The organism is Nostoc sp. FACHB-280 (genome assembly GCF_014697615.1).
Lineage (GTDB): Bacteria > Cyanobacteriota > Cyanobacteriia > Cyanobacteriales > Nostocaceae > Nostoc_B.
The window spans coordinates 59218-76871 of record NZ_JACJSD010000026.1 but is presented as its reverse complement, the minus strand read 5'-3'; the positions used below and the strand labels follow the sequence as shown (position 1 = coordinate 76871).

At 40.5% G+C, this 17654-nt stretch carries 13 protein-coding genes; 5 read left to right on the top strand and 8 right to left on the bottom strand.

Annotated elements, in window-relative coordinates; genetic code table 11:
* Window positions 1-285 precede the first annotated feature (285 nt).
* Window positions 286-2619, top strand: coding sequence for a putative PEP-binding protein (locus H6G75_RS19155; protein ID WP_190981592.1), 2334 nt, complete (start codon window positions 286-288; stop codon window positions 2617-2619).
* 4 nt (window positions 2620-2623) lie between these two features.
* Here H6G75_RS19155 and H6G75_RS19150 read toward each other — a convergent pair whose 3' ends face one another.
* From H6G75_RS19150 to H6G75_RS19125, 6 genes are all read right to left on the bottom strand, one after another.
* Complete coding sequence (locus tag H6G75_RS19150) at window positions 2624-3445, bottom strand: hypothetical protein (RefSeq protein WP_190981591.1); 822 nt, start codon at window positions 3443-3445, stop codon at window positions 2624-2626.
* Window positions 3446-3493: 48 nt separating this feature from the next.
* Complete coding sequence (locus H6G75_RS19145; protein ID WP_190981590.1) at window positions 3494-4669, bottom strand: hypothetical protein; 1176 nt, start codon at window positions 4667-4669, stop codon at window positions 3494-3496.
* Window positions 4670-5062: 393 nt separating this feature from the next.
* On the bottom strand, window positions 5063-5734 hold the full coding sequence (locus H6G75_RS19140) for a DUF1361 domain-containing protein (RefSeq protein WP_190981589.1): 672 nt from the start codon (window positions 5732-5734) through the stop codon (window positions 5063-5065).
* A 463-nt stretch (window positions 5735-6197) separates the two neighbouring features.
* The gene (locus tag H6G75_RS19135) at window positions 6198-7262 is read right to left on the bottom strand and encodes a hypothetical protein (RefSeq protein ID WP_190981588.1); all 1065 of its coding nucleotides are present in this window, start codon (window positions 7260-7262) and stop codon (window positions 6198-6200) included.
* Between the two features lie 174 nt (window positions 7263-7436).
* A complete protein-coding gene (locus tag H6G75_RS19130; RefSeq protein ID WP_190981587.1) occupies window positions 7437-9335 on the bottom strand; it encodes an iron uptake porin in 1899 nt (632 codons plus the stop codon).
* A 333-nt stretch (window positions 9336-9668) separates the two neighbouring features.
* Window positions 9669-10145 carry a hypothetical protein gene (locus tag H6G75_RS19125; protein WP_190981609.1) on the bottom strand — a complete coding sequence of 159 codons (477 nt, stop codon included), beginning with the start codon at window positions 10143-10145 and terminating at the stop codon, window positions 9669-9671.
* 345 nt (window positions 10146-10490) lie between these two features.
* Between H6G75_RS19125 and H6G75_RS19120 the strand changes: the two genes are divergently transcribed.
* Both H6G75_RS19120 and H6G75_RS19115 read left to right on the top strand, forming a co-directional pair.
* The gene (locus H6G75_RS19120) at window positions 10491-11669 is read left to right on the top strand and encodes a hypothetical protein (RefSeq protein ID WP_313934868.1); all 1179 of its coding nucleotides are present in this window, start codon (window positions 10491-10493) and stop codon (window positions 11667-11669) included.
* A gap of 414 nt (window positions 11670-12083) precedes the next feature.
* Entirely contained in the window at window positions 12084-14300 is a 2217-nt protein-coding gene (locus H6G75_RS19115; RefSeq protein ID WP_190981585.1) for a polysaccharide biosynthesis tyrosine autokinase, read from the top strand.
* A 107-nt stretch (window positions 14301-14407) separates the two neighbouring features.
* Here the strand turns inward: H6G75_RS19115 and H6G75_RS19110 are convergent, their stop codons facing one another.
* The gene (locus H6G75_RS19110; protein WP_190981584.1) at window positions 14408-14887 is read right to left on the bottom strand and encodes a hypothetical protein; all 480 of its coding nucleotides are present in this window, start codon (window positions 14885-14887) and stop codon (window positions 14408-14410) included.
* A 17-nt stretch (window positions 14888-14904) separates the two neighbouring features.
* On the opposite strand from H6G75_RS19110, the gene H6G75_RS19105 reads away from it, so the two are divergent.
* Window positions 14905-15075, top strand: a complete 171-nt coding sequence (locus tag H6G75_RS19105) for a hypothetical protein (protein ID WP_190981583.1) — start codon at window positions 14905-14907, stop codon at window positions 15073-15075.
* Between the two features lie 27 nt (window positions 15076-15102).
* The gene (locus H6G75_RS19100) at window positions 15103-16401 is read left to right on the top strand and encodes a hypothetical protein (RefSeq protein WP_190981582.1); all 1299 of its coding nucleotides are present in this window, start codon (window positions 15103-15105) and stop codon (window positions 16399-16401) included.
* A gap of 53 nt (window positions 16402-16454) precedes the next feature.
* Here H6G75_RS19100 and H6G75_RS19095 read toward each other — a convergent pair whose 3' ends face one another.
* Window positions 16455-17600, bottom strand: coding sequence for a SpoIID/LytB domain-containing protein (locus H6G75_RS19095; RefSeq protein ID WP_190981581.1), 1146 nt, complete (start codon window positions 17598-17600; stop codon window positions 16455-16457).
* Window positions 17601-17654 lie beyond the last annotated feature (54 nt).

Genomic DNA, 17654 nt, shown 5'->3' with positions numbered 1-17654 from the left:
TAACTCAAACTACTAGGTTTAGCCATGAACTCAAGACTTAAAGGCTTGATGCCTGTTTAGGGTTTTAGCTATGACTATGGCACAAGAAATATTAACTAACCAAGGGGTGAGATGATTGCCAAACAGGATTGAATGAGTGCTTAAACTCATAACTGAGTCAAACTAATTTTCAATAATCAAATGGAAAGAACCACTCTCGGCAGATAATTTATGCAATAGCCTGGGAGTATTTACCGAGAGCAAAGCCTGTAGTGGCAAATTGACAAATCATTAAAAATGAAGTGAGTGGAAAAAGTCTACTGGCTTGACAAAATTAAACTACAAGACCGCGCCAAAGTAGGCGACAAAGCATTTTATTTGAGCAGAATTATGCAGCGTGGTTACCCTGTGGTACCTGGTTTTGTAATTTCAGCAGAAGTGTTGCGGCAATTTTTAGAAACTATTAAAAGTTCAGAATCTTTAGTTGCAGACTTACCTGATTCTTCATTGCACCTTGATGTAGCTAATTGGCGACAACTTCAGCAAGTGGCTAGTCGTTTGCGTCAAGAAATCATTGCGGCAAATGTACCACCACAATGGGTAAGTACAATTTTTGCTGCGACAAAAGAATGGCAAACTAAATATTTGATTTTGCAACCCACATTGTCAGTCTTCCAGACTAAACAAGATATAGGAAATACATCTGGGTTACTGGAGCCAATCTTTTGTGCTTGTGATGAAGATGCGATCGCTTTAGGATTAAAGCGAATTTGGAATCAGTTATTTCGTGCCAGAAGCTTACTGTATTGGCAACGCCAGGGAATTGATCTACAAAATGTGAATTTGGCGGTGTTAGTACAACCAATGCAAAATGCGATCGCCAGTGGTTCAATTCACGCTAACGTCTCTGGGTGGACAATTGAATCTACTTGGGGATTAGGAGTAGCACTTAACAGAGGAGAAGTTTTGCCAGATGTTTACTACATTCAGCAAGAAACAGGTATTGTTCTGGAACGACATTTAGGAAATAAATTGCTGGCTTATCGTCTGGATGATGGGACAACCGGAACGGCTCAACCACCACTCCAGTCAATACTAACTGATGAAAACACTTGTCTAGTTGCTTATTTACTCCCAGAAGAAAGACAGAAACAATACGCTTTGCCAGAGGCAAATTTGCAACAAGTTATAGCTTTGGGAAATCAATTAGTCAGTGAACTGGGTAAAAATTTTACTGTCCAGTGGAGTATTGCGGAAGCAGATGTAGTTTCGCACATCCACATCACAGAAGTTAACACTCCATTAGCAACAGTTCCTAATTTAAATTTAATCAAAGGTTTAGGCGCAGCCACAGGTAAAGTCACTGCTAGTGCTTATGTAATTAATTCCCTGCAAAAACCTGAGCAAATACCTGAAGGAGTTGTGCTTGTTGTCCCAACTATCGCGCCTGATTGGTTAGGGTTAATGCAAAAAGTTGTGGCAATTGTGACAGTCCAAGGTGGTTTGACTAGTCATGCTGCAATATTATCTAGAGAATTAGGCATTCCCGCAGTTGTGAGTGCAAAAGATGCTACAGTCTTAATTCAAACCGGAGAAAAATTGCTAGTAGATGGCGATAGGGGAGAAGTTTATCGCCTCAGAGATAGCAAAGCCAGAAATCAAGAAAATCCAGAAATTATTTCACCTGTTCCTTCTGTTTTATTCCACCATCCGCATCTTAGTTCGCAACCGCCCATGATTGCTACTCAACTAATGGTGAATCTGAGTCAGCCTAATTTAATTGAGCGATCGCAGACCTTACCTGTCGATGGTGTAGGATTGTTGAGATCGGAATTAATGCTGTTGAATATTTTGGAAGGACAACACCCCCATAATTGGATTATGAGTGGTCGTCGCTCAGAATTGTTGGAGTTGTGGACACAGCAGGTTATTAATTTTGTACGTGCTTTTACGCCCCGTCCGGTATTTTATCGCGCTCTTGATTGGCGATTTTCGGAGTTTTCATCAACTTATACCCCATCATCTGCAACCCATTCAATTTTGGGCGATCGCGGCACATTGAGTTATCTTAACAACCCTGCCGTTTTTGATTTGGAACTCACAGCGTTACTGAATGTCCAAAAAGCAGGTTATAGCAATCTGCGGTTATTGTTACCCTTTGTGCGGAGTGTGGCTGAGTTTAGCTTTTGTCGCCAGAAAGTTGAACAAATCGGCTTAACTCAAATGTCGCAGTTTCAATTGTGGATTATGGCAGAAGTGCCTAGTGTATTATTTTTATTGCCAGAATATGTCAAAGCCGGGGTAGCCGGAATTTCTATTGGGACAAACGACTTAACACAACTGTTGTTAGGCGTAGATCGAGAACAAGGACAACTCACAAAAATCTTTGATGAACGCCATCCAGCCGTCATGGGTGCGATCGCTCAATTAATCCAAATGGCGAAAAGTGCCGACATCCCCTGTGCAATCTGCGGTCAAGCACCAGCCTTGTATCCTGAAATTATTGACAAACTAGTAGAATGGGGCATTACCTCAATTTCCGTCGAACCAGAAGCAGTGGAACGAACACATTATGCGATCGCCCGTGCTGAACATCGGTTAATTTTAGCAGCAGCACGCCGTCACATGAGTCAGCCATAAAATCTTACTTCAAATACCCAGTTTCGCGGAAAAACTTACGTAAATCGGCAAAATATTGAGCGCGATCGCTTTTTGTATAAGCTTGTCGGACTCGTTTCCAACCATCTTCTGCTTGACCCAACAAATATTTATCAGCCAAATACGCAGCTAAAAATCCTTTACCGTCATCACCTTGCTGGCGAATCTCCGTGTAAGTTTTCCATAACTCAGAAGCGTGACCATAAATTAACTTGGGATAGCGACGAGTCACATCAACCATTTTGCCTTGGCGATATTGCCAAATTTGCAACGGATAAGCAGAAGCAGCATAAGCTGTAAAAGCATAGGCAAAGCGATCGTCTCGACTCTCAAGTTCGATAATCCCATCCTTATCAAAATCCTGAAATCGATAAGCCCCATTACCCCAATCTTGGCGGATTTGAGTATACTTTTGGGATTTCTTGTCGTAACGATAAATCAACGAATAAGTACAACAATGTGCGCCGCCTGTAAAGAAATCGGCAATCACCTCTGGTTCTTTGTCACCGTCTAAATCTAGTATGGGTAACTTATCTTCTTTTTCATATATCCCGCCAACAGGACGATCATATTCACTTTCTTGAGGCAGTTTTTGATCTAAAACAACTTTACCTGCGCGGCTAATTTGCAAACGCACATTTTTATATTGATATTCCTCTGGTTTCTCATAAGATATTTCTGCACGAACATTGCCTGATTCCCCAACAATAGTTGCTGCACTACTAGCTTGGGCAAATACAGCAATTTGACTCAAAACCGCCAAACTGACAAAAGATTGACTCAGCAAAGCAAAAAAATTATTCAGCATAGGTGTTGTATATAGCTTGTTCAACTGTATACAACACTACAAAAACCATCAATATCGGAAAATACCTGCTACTTGTAACTGACTAGGCATTTTCTCTGGTTCCACAGCATAAACCCTACCGCCATTGAGAATCGTGTGAATTGCGGCAAAATCTAGCAAATCTTGATCATCTGGTTCTGGTTCTGGGTGAATATCTACATTCATCGTTTCTGGGTCAAACTTACCCCAAATTTGTTGTCCTACAGGGACAAACAAAGAATCAACTCTTTGGTAATAAGCCGCAGCCACCATTTCCTTGAGATCACTAGAAGCTGTACCAGTTCCTTCACCTAGCAATTGTTGAAAAAGTTCCATCGCTTGCTGTTCCGACTCATGAAACAACGGCTCGACAACTTCCCAAGCATCTGTATGTAATTCCTCAACTTGGAAAAGCTCTGGTCTGCGAGTAATCCCTTGGTCTAGTAAATTGTTATAACTATTGGCTTGGCGGTAAATGGGATGCAGATAATCTACTCCCGCTAAAATTAGTGGTGCTGTTTCTTCGCGGAGTTTTTCATGCAGTTCCGCATCGACTATGTGAAAGTATTGCAGGATAGCTTCTTGGTGTTGATCTCTGTCTGGGCTTCCTTGGCCGTGGAATGCACCTGGCTGGGAACGGGAGAAAGGATTTGAGCTGCTACCTTTTTTTGTAGCGATGCGAAATTGACCATCTTTAGCGGTTTCGTCGTATAACAGAGCTTCATCAATGCTCTTAGGCAGATTTTCGATTTCTAACTCCTTCAAGCCAGAGCGCGTACCTTCAAAAAACTTCAAATCTTTTTGGCTTAAAGCCAAAACGTAAAACTTACCATCATTATTAATTAAATGTAGCAACGGCTTGATGTGGAAGCGATCGCTCACAACTACCAATTCTTGAAACTCCGTTGGTAACTGATAATAACGAAATACTCCCGGTGCAATCAAAATCGCTAAACCTTGGTCTTGATTTTCCCAAAATTCTCCTGTATCCAATTCCATTACTGGCTGAAGCAACTCATTAGCCTCGCCTTCGTTCATTTCCATTGCTTCTAAACGGCTTTGTGCTTCCCGGATGAGATTTTTAAAGCGAATTGGATTTTGCCGAATCTCTGGCCCTGCTTTTTGCATCGGCATATATAGAGAAATACAGGGTTTATGAGTATTTTCAGTTAAAATTTTTAGCTCATCAATAGATAATAGTGCCATATTATAAAACTCCTATCCACAGAAATATAAATTGCATGATCTAGATTTATTTCAGAACTAGACACTAAAAATTTCATCTTTCTTTTGATAAAAAATACCTCAAAACCCACCATTCTTGAGAGAGATATAGCAGTCCTCAAGTGTTCGTGAAATTCTCTTTCTTTTCCTCTTTCTGTTTCTTTGTGTCCTTTTCGCTCTTTGCGGTTCGTTAAAAAGAATACTTTTTCACAACTCAGATAGGATTGCTATAGCAGTCCTATCTGAGTTGTGAACAAAAAGATCCCCGACTTCTCAAAGAAGTCGGGGATCTAAAGACACAATGAATAAAAAATACGCCAGATAGTGGCGTATTAATTCAAATTGTTATGTAAATATTTGAACTAAAGTTTCTACTTATCCAGCATTGGGTGTATCAGTATTAGCTGAATTTGAGTTAGCTACCATTCTTTGTGGTGTTTGATTCACAAAACCCAAACTCACTCGTTTCATGAGCCAGTGCAAACCAAGCAGAATCACAAAAGTAATAGTTATAATCACTAAAGGCTGTTTACCTAAAAGCTCTTCTACACCTTTAGTTAATAAAGCATCCGGTTGCGTAATAAAATCCCAACTGTTGAAACGCAGAAATCTTCCCCAATAAATGCCAACAGCACACAGAGCATGAGTAATTAACTCAACTCTAAAAATCCAATGACTTTTGCCAATTCTGTGTAAATAGTATCCTAAATTAATTAAAGAGATAACGTAAGCTTCAAATCCGGCAAAAATTACCAACAAATAAACTGGAATGAGTACTAAAGTAATCATCCACACTGATTGGATTGTCCGAATATCGTCGATCAGGTGAATGACATCGGTTAATAAATAAGGTGCATTTGGCAAGAAAGCATAAAATACAATAAATCCCAACCACCAAACCCAAGAACGTCCCCGGCGAGTGCGGAACAACCAAACACTTAAGACCAAAGGTATGAAAGCCAAAAACAGGTTCCACGTCATCCAATTCATATTGATTCGCAAGACCTGTAAAACTCTGACTATCAATACAATCAATTCCTCTTTCATAAATGCTCGCTTGCCAGATGTGTGATTGATGTAGTTTTGTTGTTTGTACAGCCTTAACTGCTGTGGTTGACTGATCAGTTGGGTAAAGATTAGCTGTGTGATTTTTTGTATGTTCTTTGTCAGGTTTTATAAATCTGACAGTGGATAGATAAATATACTATCTCTGACAAATGGCTTGGCTGCTGTTTATACAGGTTGACCCATTTCAGAGTTCACACTTTTTGTACTAGTATAACCAGAAAATTATTAAGGGTATATTCAGCAGAAATCTGGAAGTATGAGCCGCAAAACTGCTACCCAAACTCCCAGTATAGTTTTTGCTCTAGGAGGTCGTATTTTTTAGTCATGGTTTAGCTACAATCCCCCCTGAGCCAATTCCTGAAAAATGGAAAATTTGGCTTCTTCGGAGAGGGAACAGGGACAAGGTAAACTGTTGCCGTTCCCTATTCCCTTTCATCAGCAACTAACGCACTAGAACGCGGCTACGGGGGCCAATTGCTTGTTTAGTTGCAGTTACTTGCGGGCGACAATTGAGAGAATCATCGTGACAAATCTTTGCTGCGACAGGAGAAACTTCTAAACTGACAGGGTTAGCTGTCGGAGAATAACCGCTGCTGAATTCCATATTGGAGTCAGTAGAAGGTGATGGAGTAGATTGACCAGATGTCCCGCCAAGATTAGATTTTATGGGAGTTGTGGCGATCGCACCACTATCTACTGATACTGGAATTGGTGTACTGGGGGTAGGTGTAGAAGTTGAAGGGTTATTAACGCTAGGTGGGGTGGGAGTTGTGGGAGTTGGAGTAGTTCCACCACCAGGATTAATCAGGGTAGCGTCAGCAGGTACGGTAATTGTCAACCTTACCAAAGGAGTATTTTTCATTTCATAGGGTGTCGGATCTGGCGTAGTACCGGGAATATCAGACTTATAATCAAAGACTGTAGGACTTTCGCCACCATTGCGATCGCTATATCTTGGCCCTTGGCCATTTAACTGAAAAGTACCTTGATATTGTTTACCTGTTTGGGGGTCGGTGACAATCCCCGTATAGAAAGCTTTGGCAAACCCAAATTCATCTTGTACGATACCTTGAAAGGTAATATTCGGGATTTTTCCTTGATAAGTAAAGGGTGTCAATTGACCACCAGACAGCGCCGGCGAAGTCAAAACCCCATTAAAAGAAATCACCGGGATGCCTTTAAAGTCAACCACATAACGCAAACTGCCGTCATTGCGTGTTAGTACCTTTACATAATCTGACTTATAGACAGGTACATAATTGGGTCTACTGGCGGTACCGATATTTCGTTGATAAACTCCTTGAGAGTCAGTATCAATGCGTGTGACGGAGTTATTAAAATTGGGGTTGAAACTGGGTAGCTCCAAGGTTCCTGAAATTGTACCAGTGCTTTGAATGATTAATTGAGCAGAAGCACTACTACCAGTCAACCCAAGCAACATTGCGGCTAAACTACTACTACCTAAAACTGCACAGCTAATCTTTGTTACTGATGAATTGAATTGCATAAAAAATTTGCTCCTGATTTACTCATCAAAAACAACACGCATTAGATTTCTAGTGCGTGAGCAAAAAGTCGAAATATAAATTGGATATGTTGGAAGATTGCTGACAGTCAAAGGTAATAAGGCAACACAGAAAGGGGTTTAGCCCCTTGTGATTACATTTACATGCTTACGGAATTAAAACCGGAAAGCTGCTCTTAATGCGCCTACTATCAAAGGGTCATTAGCAGCATTATGATCAGGATTGAACACAACTAATAAGCCCGGTGTCAGGGAAAGACGGTCATTGAGTTGGGCGCGATAAAAAAGTTCTATATGTAGTGATGTATCGCTACGTCCCCCTGGCGTTCCCCCATTCGAGAAGTTAGGAAAATTGTAGCCATCGGGTAAGTTGCTGGAGCTAATTTTGGGCGGTTGTCCCACTAAAATACCGCCAAGATTTCCAGCCTTACCTAAATTTGGTAACGCCGCAAATACCATCCAATTAGTAGTTTCTACACTACCAGAGAGATTAGCTGGTTTAGAAGTAGAAAAACCACCCCAGCCACCCAACTGCAAATGATCATTTAAACGCCATGCTATAGTTGCACCAACCGCATGGGTATTAAACGCTGTAGTGGGTGCAAATGGCGAAATTAATTGCGCGTCACCAATGCCAGTACCCAGTAAATCATTCGGTGAGTGGGAATATATGTAATGTATGCCGATATCTAGATTGTCGGTGGGTGCGAGAGTCAGTTGTGCGCCTGCGCTATATCTACCACCAAATAAGCCAGCTAAATTGGCATTACCGGGAAAACTGGCGATTTCGGAACTGTATACACCTTGAAGACTGATGCGATCGCTAATTTCCCAGTCAAAACCTATACCACCAGTGCCGTTACCAATATTTAAAATCGGATTTCGTTGACCAAATTGCGAAATTGCCCCATCTCCAGAACCTTCTAACGGGTTAATTCCGCGAAAAGTTGTAGCTGCATTCACTCCAGATGAACCTACTACAATTCCTAAATTATCTGCCAATAAAAATCGATAAGATAAATCATTAATAACGACTCCATTCTCAGTATTCGATTCAAAACTCAAGCGCCCCATATTATGAGAAATTAGCGAAGCATTAGAACCTAAATTTCCTGCCGATAGTCCTGTAATTAATAAATCTTTTCCAGTAAATGATGTTGCTAAAGTTAACTGGACACCATTTGTAAAAGTTAGATTAGTTTTACCTTGCCGTTCTGGCACCCCATCTCTAGGAAACAAATCCACATTAGTTGTATTTGTGCCTTGAAGGCTAAAAATAGCTTGTCCAAATAGTCGAGTTGTCGTCGAAAACTGATGAGACTTTAATTCAATATTTTTATTTTCTAAAACATCAACACGTTGCGCTACTTCTTGTAATTCCTTTTGAAATTCAATTTGTAATCTTTGGATTTGGTCTAAATCTGCTTGACTAACAGTATTACCTTGAGTTTTAGTAATTAATTCTTGAATCTGATTCAAACAAATATTTAAACTATGAGCAAATTCATAACGATTGACAGCACTATTACCTAAATACTTGCCGTTGTTATGTCCTGTAATACAGCCATAACGCTCAACTAAAGACTGTAAAGCACCAAAAGCCCAGTCATTTGGTTGGACATCATCTAATTGCGATACCGATGTCACTTGCGACATCTGATCATCTGATTCAATAGTGTCAGAAAACTCTGGTGCTGCGGGAGATTCTGGAGAAATTGGTAATTGAACCGCTGGAGAAATTTCTGGTGTAGTCTCTGCTGGAATTTGCGACTCTTGGTTGAGAGAATTGTTGGAACTAGTATTTTTCGGATTTTTATTAAGTAGATTTTGATACTGGTCATTTACAGGTGCCGTCATCGCCTCGGCAGTGCTATCCGACGGCATAAATTCAGGTGGCGTGATTTCAGCAGGTGGAGAAATTTCGGAGAAATTTTCTGTTTTTAGCTGCTGTATTTCTCTGTCTGACTGAACTACAGGCGGTTCTGGTAAATTACTAGGTGGAGATGTTTGCCCGGCTGTCAATACGCCTAGCATCAGTAGACTTAGGTCACTCATGGTATATCTGTTGACTAACACCAATATTTCTTTTGACAAAGTTTTCTGGTGTTCTTCAGGATATTTCTGTATAAAAAGTTATAAAAAGTTTGAAGTATGAAGTCTAAAGTCCGAAATTCAGCTATGAAGTTGGGTAATATCCACAACATAAAAATCAGGCGTTAACTAAAATTGGCGGCGTGACCCACTTGAATTCAATGGCAACAAAGCAGCTGGTGAATAAAGTGACGCAACAAAAAACCCCACCTCGGTAGGGTTTCAATCTCAATCTTCACACTTGATACTTCAGACTAGCCTGCGGCAAGCCACCGCGCGTCTACACACTTCAGACTTTTATTCCGACTGGGTACAGTATTTATTCAGATCATTCATTAAATTATCTGATTCTTTGCCAGCAGTTTTAGCGGCGGCTGTTAAGGCGTTATCAATGTCGGTTCTGGCTTTTTTAATTTTTTCTCTACCCGTTGGTGAAGCTTCGGCTGTTTTTGCAGCAGCCAAAGCTTGAGCCGCCTTAGCTATAGCATGACTGAGGTTATCAAACACCTTTTGAAAACGACTTTGATATTCTTTGAGTTGGGGATCGGCCAATTTTAATTCTTCTAAAGATGTATTAATCGCTTCTAAATCTTTAGATAATTGCAAGCTAGTAACAGCTTGCTTGCCTTTATTTTGATCAATAAGAGCATTTCCTTCGTTCACGACTTGAATTAGTCGCTGACACTGGGAGGTTTTATTTTCACAACCAGTAACTAATAAAGCAAGACTTAGACTAACACTAGTAATAAAACTATATTTACGCCACACAGAGATTCATACCCCACCAGCTTTAAAATCCAGACAATCGTAACCAATAATTTCCGCAATTGTGGGAAGTGTTGCGTTAATTTCCGTAAAAAAGCTGTTGCAATTAAAAAATGATGCTATCTGCTATACAGCAATTACCATGAATTACACCCAAAGATTGTGCTTTTAGACCGTTATCTGTCACCTATCACCTGTCACCTAAACTAGACTTTTAGCTATTCTTTGACAGGCTTATGGATGATTTAGGTTAAAGTAGCGCAAACAAATCAATTTATGAGGTGAAAACTTATGCGCCTTTTTGTTTGTTCTCTTTTACTAGTCCTTAGCCTATTATTCTCATTTACGCCGCTAGTGAAATCGGCAACACCTTCTTCGGATATTGAGGAGTATCTGATAAATGCTCAATTTCAGGAAGCAGAAGCAGCTTTTACGGCCAAACTCCAAGAAAACAACAATGATGATTTGACGCGATTTAAGTTGGGAGTTGTGCAGTTGATGGGTGCAACTCAAAGATTAACCCAGTCGCTTTACCGTTACGGTGTGCAGCAAAATTTTGTTACCCAGTTTTTCCCGATTTTACGTTTGCCTGTACCGATAAATCCTAAACCAGAGCCAGTCACATATCAAGATACACGAAATGTTCTGCAAAATTTACTCAATGATTTAACTCAAGTCAAGGATACCCTGGAACCAATCAAAGATAATCAAGTTAAGTTACCGCTGAGGCTGGGTTTAACAAGGTTGGATATCAACGGAGATGGTAAGTTAGTAGAAGATGAATCTTTCTGGAAGACTTTTAGCTTATTGACAGGGATACCAGCCAGTGAAAAAGCTGCCCAAAATTTAGCGATCGCTTTTGATGCAGGTGATGTAATTTGGCTAAGGGGATACTGCAATTTACTATCTGCGATCGCTCAGATCGTTTTAGCTTACGATGAAAGTAAACTTTTTGATGCCACGGCTCATTTAATTTTTGCTCAACCAAAAACCCCCTATCCCTTTCTGGTTGAGGGTAGAAGCCCATCTGGTAGTTTTGACTTTGATATTATTACCGACATCGTTGCGTTTGTTCATCTGATGAATTTTCCCGTGGCTGAACCAGAACGTTTAACCACTGCAATGGAAAATTTACGCACAGTCACAGCCTTAAGTCGTCAATCTTGGGATTTGATTTTAGCCGAAACTGATAATGACCGGGAATGGCTACCCAATCCTCAACAAAAAGGGGTAATTCCCAATGCAGTCGTCACTAAACCCATGATTGATGAGTGGCTGACTTTTTTAAATGAGGCTGATGCGTTATTAACAGGTCAAAAACTAGTCCCTCTCTGGAGAAAACGCGAAGTTAGAGGTATTAATCTCAACAAGGTCTTCACTCAGCCGCAAACCTTTGATTTAGTTTTATGGGTGCAAGGAACTGCTCCTGCACCTTATTTAGAGTTAGGTAAAGTCACAGATACAAATACTTGGTTACGGTTGTTAGAAGTTTTCCGAGGGCAATTCTTCCAGTTCGCAGCTTGGTTTAATTAAGGCTAAGTAGAGACTTGTGTATACACAAGTCTCTACTTGGGGTCTTAGATAATTTTTACAGAGTCGAAAGTTAAAAATTTCGTGTTGTTTCAGTAAAAATTTTGTATAGCCCAAAAATAATATTCAGCAAAGCTAACAAATTTATGCTACGCAATGTTACTGTATTTGTATTGCGTTACCCTTTACTAAACTGTATTTGTAAAACTTTAACCACAGCAATAAGTGTATGAACTAAGTTTTTCATAATACATATGTACTTAAATTTGTCTAATGTATTGGTTAGTTAGTCAATTCCAAAATTTGCCAGGGCATAGCAACAGACAAGGTAACTTATAAGCATTCCCAACATCTACGCCAAAATACACGTCCTAGTTTTTACTGCATCAAATCCCTGTCGTTTAATTTACAAACACTATGCTGAAGTCAGAAAAACACCCTTACCTGTCACAAGCTAAATCTGCTCAGTTTAACAACAATGATGATGATGAATTGCATATAGGCCAGATTTTTGCGATTTTGCGTCGTCGATTGCTGATAATTTCTGGGATAACTGCTTTAGTGGCTACAGCAGCGGTGTTAAAGGCAGAAACTGATCCTCCAGTGTATCTCGGTTCGTTTGATATTTTAACGAAGCAGGTAACTGGTGAGACTAAGGTTATAGCTAGTGTGCCTCAAACCATTTCTGATGAAGATGCGACTCCCAGGGTTGCAGTCTCATCAGGCAAAGGAGATGGTGGTAATACAACTATTCAAGTCTTGCGTAGTCCCAGAGTACTTGATCCGATTGTTGAGAAGCTCAAGCCCAAATACCCATACATTACTTATAATTTGCTAGTTTCTGGTTTAAATATCGGCTCACAATCACCGGATATTTTAACTGTCCAATATACACACCCAGACCCAAAATTAGTTAGTGATGTTTCTAAGCTATTAGCTGATGCTTATTTAGCTTATAGTTTACAAGAACGTCAATTAGATGTTGATCAGGCGATTGAGTTTGTTGATAAACAAAGACAGCCAATAGAAGCAAGAGTAAAATATTGGCAAAATCAACTCCGCAATTTACAAGTAGAAAATAATCTCATTGATCCAGCCCAAAGATCGCAAGAATTGGCTAGTCAACTGGCTGGGTTGCGACAACAGCGAATAGAAAATCGCTTACAACTAGAACAATTAGTTGCTAGATATCAAGATTTGCAAAGAGAATTAGCCAGAAACCCTGGTGAAAGGGCAGGTAATTCTTTACTGAGTGAAAATGGACGTTATCAAAAGATACTAGATCAAATCCAAACCGTTGATATTGAAATCGCTCAAAAGGCAGCAATATATACACCAGACAATCCAGCTATGCTGACTCTAAGAGATAGGAAAGCTTATTTGTTGCCTTTGTTGGCTGGGGAGGAAATGCGTCTGCAAAGAGAGTTGCAAAGCCAAATCCGCTCGGTTTCTGCTCGTGACCAGTTTTTATATGACAAAATCAAAACTCTGAATAACGACGTAAGATACTTAGCTACTCTGACTCGTACCTATACCAATATTCAACAACAATTAGAAATTGCTAACAGTTCTTTAACGCAATTTACTACTAAACAACAAGCACTAGAAATTGAAAAATCTCAAAAACAACAACCTTGGCGATTACTTGATCCAAAATTAGCGGCAGTTAATAAACCAAGTGCAATCTCTAACAGTGCCAAATTTAACTTAGCAATTGGTGGAGTTTTAGGATTGGTGTTGGGTATAGGGGCAGCTTTAATTGTTGATAAATTGAGTAATATTTTCTACACGGTTCAAGAGTTGAAGAACAGTACTAAGTTGCCATTACTGGGAATTGTACCTTTAAGAAAAGAATTAGAAGCAGCACCACAATCAGCTTTATCTAGAGGCTTACAACAAACGAATCGGGCTTCTTTCTTTGAGATTTTCCGATCGCTCTACACCAATATCATGTTATTGGGTTCCGATGACCCGATTCGCTCTTTGGTAATTAGTTCTGCTGGCCAGGGAGATGGGAAATCTACGGTAGCTGTACATTTAGCACAGGCCGCTGCGGCAATGGGGCAGAGAGTGTTGCTGGTAGATTCTAACCTGCGTTGTCCTAGTTTGCATCAACGTCTGGGTGTACTGAATGTTCAGGGTTTGACTGATGTCATTGCCCAAGATTTAGATTGGGAAAATGTGATTGAGCGATCGCCAGTAGAAGATAATCTATTTGTTATGACTGCGGGGCCAACACCTCCCGATTCCGTTAGGTTACTGGCTTCTAAGAAAATGCAGGATTTAATGAACGAACTGCAAAGTAGCTTTGATTTAGTAATTTATGACACTCCCCCATTGCTAGGGTTTGCTGATGCGTACCTGTTAGCATCTAACACCAATGGGATTGTCATGGTAGCTGGTTTGGGTCATTTGAAACGTACTGCTCTCAAGCAAGTATTAGAAGAAATTCAAATCTCTGGTACACCCCTGTTAGGGATGATTGCCAACAAATCAAAAGATTCCACACCTGTTTCCCATGACTATTATCAGCAATATTACAAAAAGAGTACCAGTGCTGAAATTGTCGAAGTAGAAACACCAAATAGCGACGAACAAGCTAACTCTGTTTTTAGAGGCATCAGACGACGCTAAAGTAAAGGTTATCTTTCGTCCTTTGTCATTAGTCATTGGTATTGACAAAGGACTAATAATTAATGATCAATGACAGCTTCAACTTGTCAACCTACAGTAAAAAATATTTACGCGTCCGGCGATTTTAAGGCTTGGTCTAAAACTTGTCGTGCCTGTTCTGCTTTAGCGCGTGCTTCTTGGTAACGCAGATTTGCTTGAGCGAAATTTTTGAGAACTTTAAAACCTTCTTTCAGACGTGTAATTTCTTCTTCGGTGACAGTGTTATCCGAGAACAAAATATCAACAGCTTTGCGAAGTTCTAAGGCTTCCGTGCGAGATTCTTGTACTTTCAACTTGAGTGTCGCTAAATTACTTAACACTTGGACTGCTTGAGTAATGGCATCTTCACTGTTGTTATGGTCACTGGTTGATTCTTTGACCTCAATTAATTGTTGTGGGCCGAATCCTTCTTCTAATTCCGTAGGGAGTTTACCGGCATCCATCAGTTCCATCAACTGATCCATTGCTTTATCACGAGCTTTAGCAGAATCTTTGCCAGGAACGGAAAGGATAATTTCTGGGCTTTGGGCGAGAGTGTACTGAACCATATTTGAGGACAGAAAATTTGCTGATTAACCAAGCCAAGGCAAATAATTTTAACATGGTGAAAGTGGCGATTAATATATTTGAGATTGAAAAATTAATTATTCTTGTTGTTGATTATGTGACTTCACCAGCAGTTAATCAGCACTTCTCCAAGTCTCCCAAAATAAAACTTTATACTAGAGAAAGATAGAGTCAATTAAAACAGGAGGGGAGAGCGATGGCTCCCAATCCAGCGATCATGAATGCTGTGGAGCAACTGGGTTATCGAGTTACCATTGGTGATGTTGCCACCCAAGCAGGCTTAAAAATTGCAGAAGCCAATCAAGGTTTACTGGCTTTAGCTACTGATGCTGGTGGACATTTGCAAGTAGCGGAAACAGGTGATATTGTTTACCTATTTCCGCAGAATTTTAGGGCAATTTTACGGAATAAATATTTTCAGTTACGTTTGCAAGAATGGTGGCAAAAAATTTGGCAAGTTCTTTTCTACCTAATTCGCATTTCTTTCGGGATATTTTTAGTTGTTTCGATCGCGTTAATTACTATTAGCATCATTATAATTATTACTGCGGCTAATTCCGATCGCGATAACAATCGAGGTAGTAGCGATCGCGGCGGCGGCTTCTTCTTTTTCCCCGATTTATTTTGGTATTTTAGTCCCAACTACTACGATACTTCCTACCAACAAAGGCGACAAAACAGCCGTCAAGGTAGAGGTAGTGAGATGAATTTCTTTGAAGCGGTGTTTTCCTTTTTATTTGGTGATGGTAATCCTAATGCCAAATTAGAAGAACGTCGCTGGCAAGAAATAGCTACTGTCATTCGCCGTCAGGGTGGTGCAGTGGTAGCAGAACAAATTGCGCCATATTTAGATGACCTTGGCCTCAGTTATAGACAAGAGTACGAAGATTATATGCTGCCTGTACTGTTGCGCTTTAACGGGGAACCAAAAGTTAGTTCCCAAGGGGAAATCGTTTATTATTTTCCCGAATTACAAGTTCAAGCCAGTCAAAAAAATCGTCAGTCAGTACAACCTTATTTAGAAGAATCACCTTGGCGTTTTAGTCAAGCTGATTCTGGACAAATTATGTTGAGTACTGGCTTAGGAGTCCTCAATTTTGTAGGCGCTTTAATCCTCGGAAATTTAATCAGAGATGGGATTGCGGCTGCACAATTAGGCGGATTAGTTGCTTTTGTCCAAGGAATTTATTGGCTGCTGTTGGCTTACGGTATAGGATTTTTGGGTGTCCCACTAGTAAGGTATTTCTGGATTCAGTGGCGCAATCAGAAAATTACAGCACGTAACCGCGATCGCTTATCTCGCGCCAGACTATTAACTAATCCAGATGCTAAGTTACAGCAAAAAATTGACTTTGCCCAACAGTTTGCCACTGAAAAAATCATTGAAAACAAAGATTTAGTCTACACCACCGAAACCGACTTACTAGAACAGGAAATTCAGAACTCTGACCAAATCGAAGCAGAATGGCAAAAGCGTCTGCAAAGGGGAGAATAATTGATGAAGTGTGAAGGATAAATTTCATAGACTTCACACTTCATACTTTCTCCTTACTTCGCTTTAATCGGTGTAAGGGCTACACCTTGATAATAATGACCTAAAATTTGCAGGTGATTAATGCCGCGTCGAGCTAGGTTGTATGCGCCCCATTGGCTCATTCCTAAAGCATGGCCATAACCTAAGCCTTGCAGCACAAAACTGCCATCTGCACTTTTACTGACATTAAAACGGGTACTTCTCAGCTTCAGTGCAGTACGTACTGCCTCACCTTCTAAGACTTTTGTACCTTTATCACCGACAATTTTTAAGGCTTTGACACTGCGGAAAGGCGAGTATTTTTCGGGAATGATGTCCTTAACATTGCCGACACCAGAAATTCTGGCGCTAATTTCCCCAGGGGAGAAAGTTTTAACCCAATTGCATTCTTTGACATCTTGATCGTAGTCTTGCACAGCCCGCAGGTAAGGCAAAGTATTTCCCCAGACATCTTCCACATTTTCGGTATGTCCGCCCGAACAAGCATGGAAAACAGAGAGAATAATTTTGTTGTTATAAGTTAGGACTTGTCCCGCCGTACCATCAACGGCTGCGTAAGTAGAAGGAGACTCACTCTTGACTCCTTGATAAATTTGCCAGCGATCAGGACTATCACCTAAATCGTAGATGGGGTTATTGCGTTGTTTTTCCCGTTCGTAGAGAGCGTAGGTACGAGCTGCGATCGCTTGGGCTTTCAGTGCTTCCTGCGGCCAGCTAGTATCCATTTCACCGCCAATCACACTGTAGAGATATTCTTCCGCATCCACCCAATTAACCGCCGTTAAACCTTTTTCTGTGGGGACAACCAAGGTTCTGCCGCGATACCAGCGATCGCCAATATATACAAATCCTTTACCCGTTGGCTCAATCCAAAACAAACCAGATTGCCACTTATCTAAAGCCACTCCTCCCGGAACTGACTGGGCGTAATAGGCACTCATCGCTGGCAATTGTCCTAGAGTCTTTCCGGTACTATCTTTAACTAAAGCTGCCGTAGAACTACCGACCTTGACTTGATTAACTCCCCTCTCAATCGCCACGCGTAAAATCACCGATGCTTGAGCAGGCGCAACCAAAGCAATCCACAAGAGGATACCCATCCACCAATGCCGGAATTTAACCTGAGAAAACAAAGATCCTAAAAACAGTTGGAATTTCATGCTGATCATCTAATCACACTAGTATCTGCTTGACGCTCTTGGCATCTACCACTC

Coding starts and splice junctions, on each gene's coding strand:
- H6G75_RS19150 (WP_190981591.1), bottom strand. CDS start 3,445: ATGCTGAATAATTTTTTTGCTTTGCTGAGTCAATCTTTTGTCAGTTTG.
- H6G75_RS19145 (WP_190981590.1), bottom strand. CDS start 4,669: ATGGCACTATTATCTATTGATGAGCTAAAAATTTTAACTGAAAATACT.
- H6G75_RS19140 (WP_190981589.1), bottom strand. CDS start 5,734: ATGAAAGAGGAATTGATTGTATTGATAGTCAGAGTTTTACAGGTCTTG.
- H6G75_RS19135 (WP_190981588.1), bottom strand. CDS start 7,262: ATGCAATTCAATTCATCAGTAACAAAGATTAGCTGTGCAGTTTTAGGT.
- H6G75_RS19130 (WP_190981587.1), bottom strand. CDS start 9,335: ATGAGTGACCTAAGTCTACTGATGCTAGGCGTATTGACAGCCGGGCAA.
- H6G75_RS19115 (WP_190981585.1), top strand. CDS start 12,084: ATGCTGAAGTCAGAAAAACACCCTTACCTGTCACAAGCTAAATCTGCT.
- H6G75_RS19110 (WP_190981584.1), bottom strand. CDS start 14,887: ATGGTTCAGTACACTCTCGCCCAAAGCCCAGAAATTATCCTTTCCGTT.
- H6G75_RS19100 (WP_190981582.1), top strand. CDS start 15,103: ATGGCTCCCAATCCAGCGATCATGAATGCTGTGGAGCAACTGGGTTAT.
- H6G75_RS19095 (WP_190981581.1), bottom strand. CDS start 17,600: ATGAAATTCCAACTGTTTTTAGGATCTTTGTTTTCTCAGGTTAAATTC.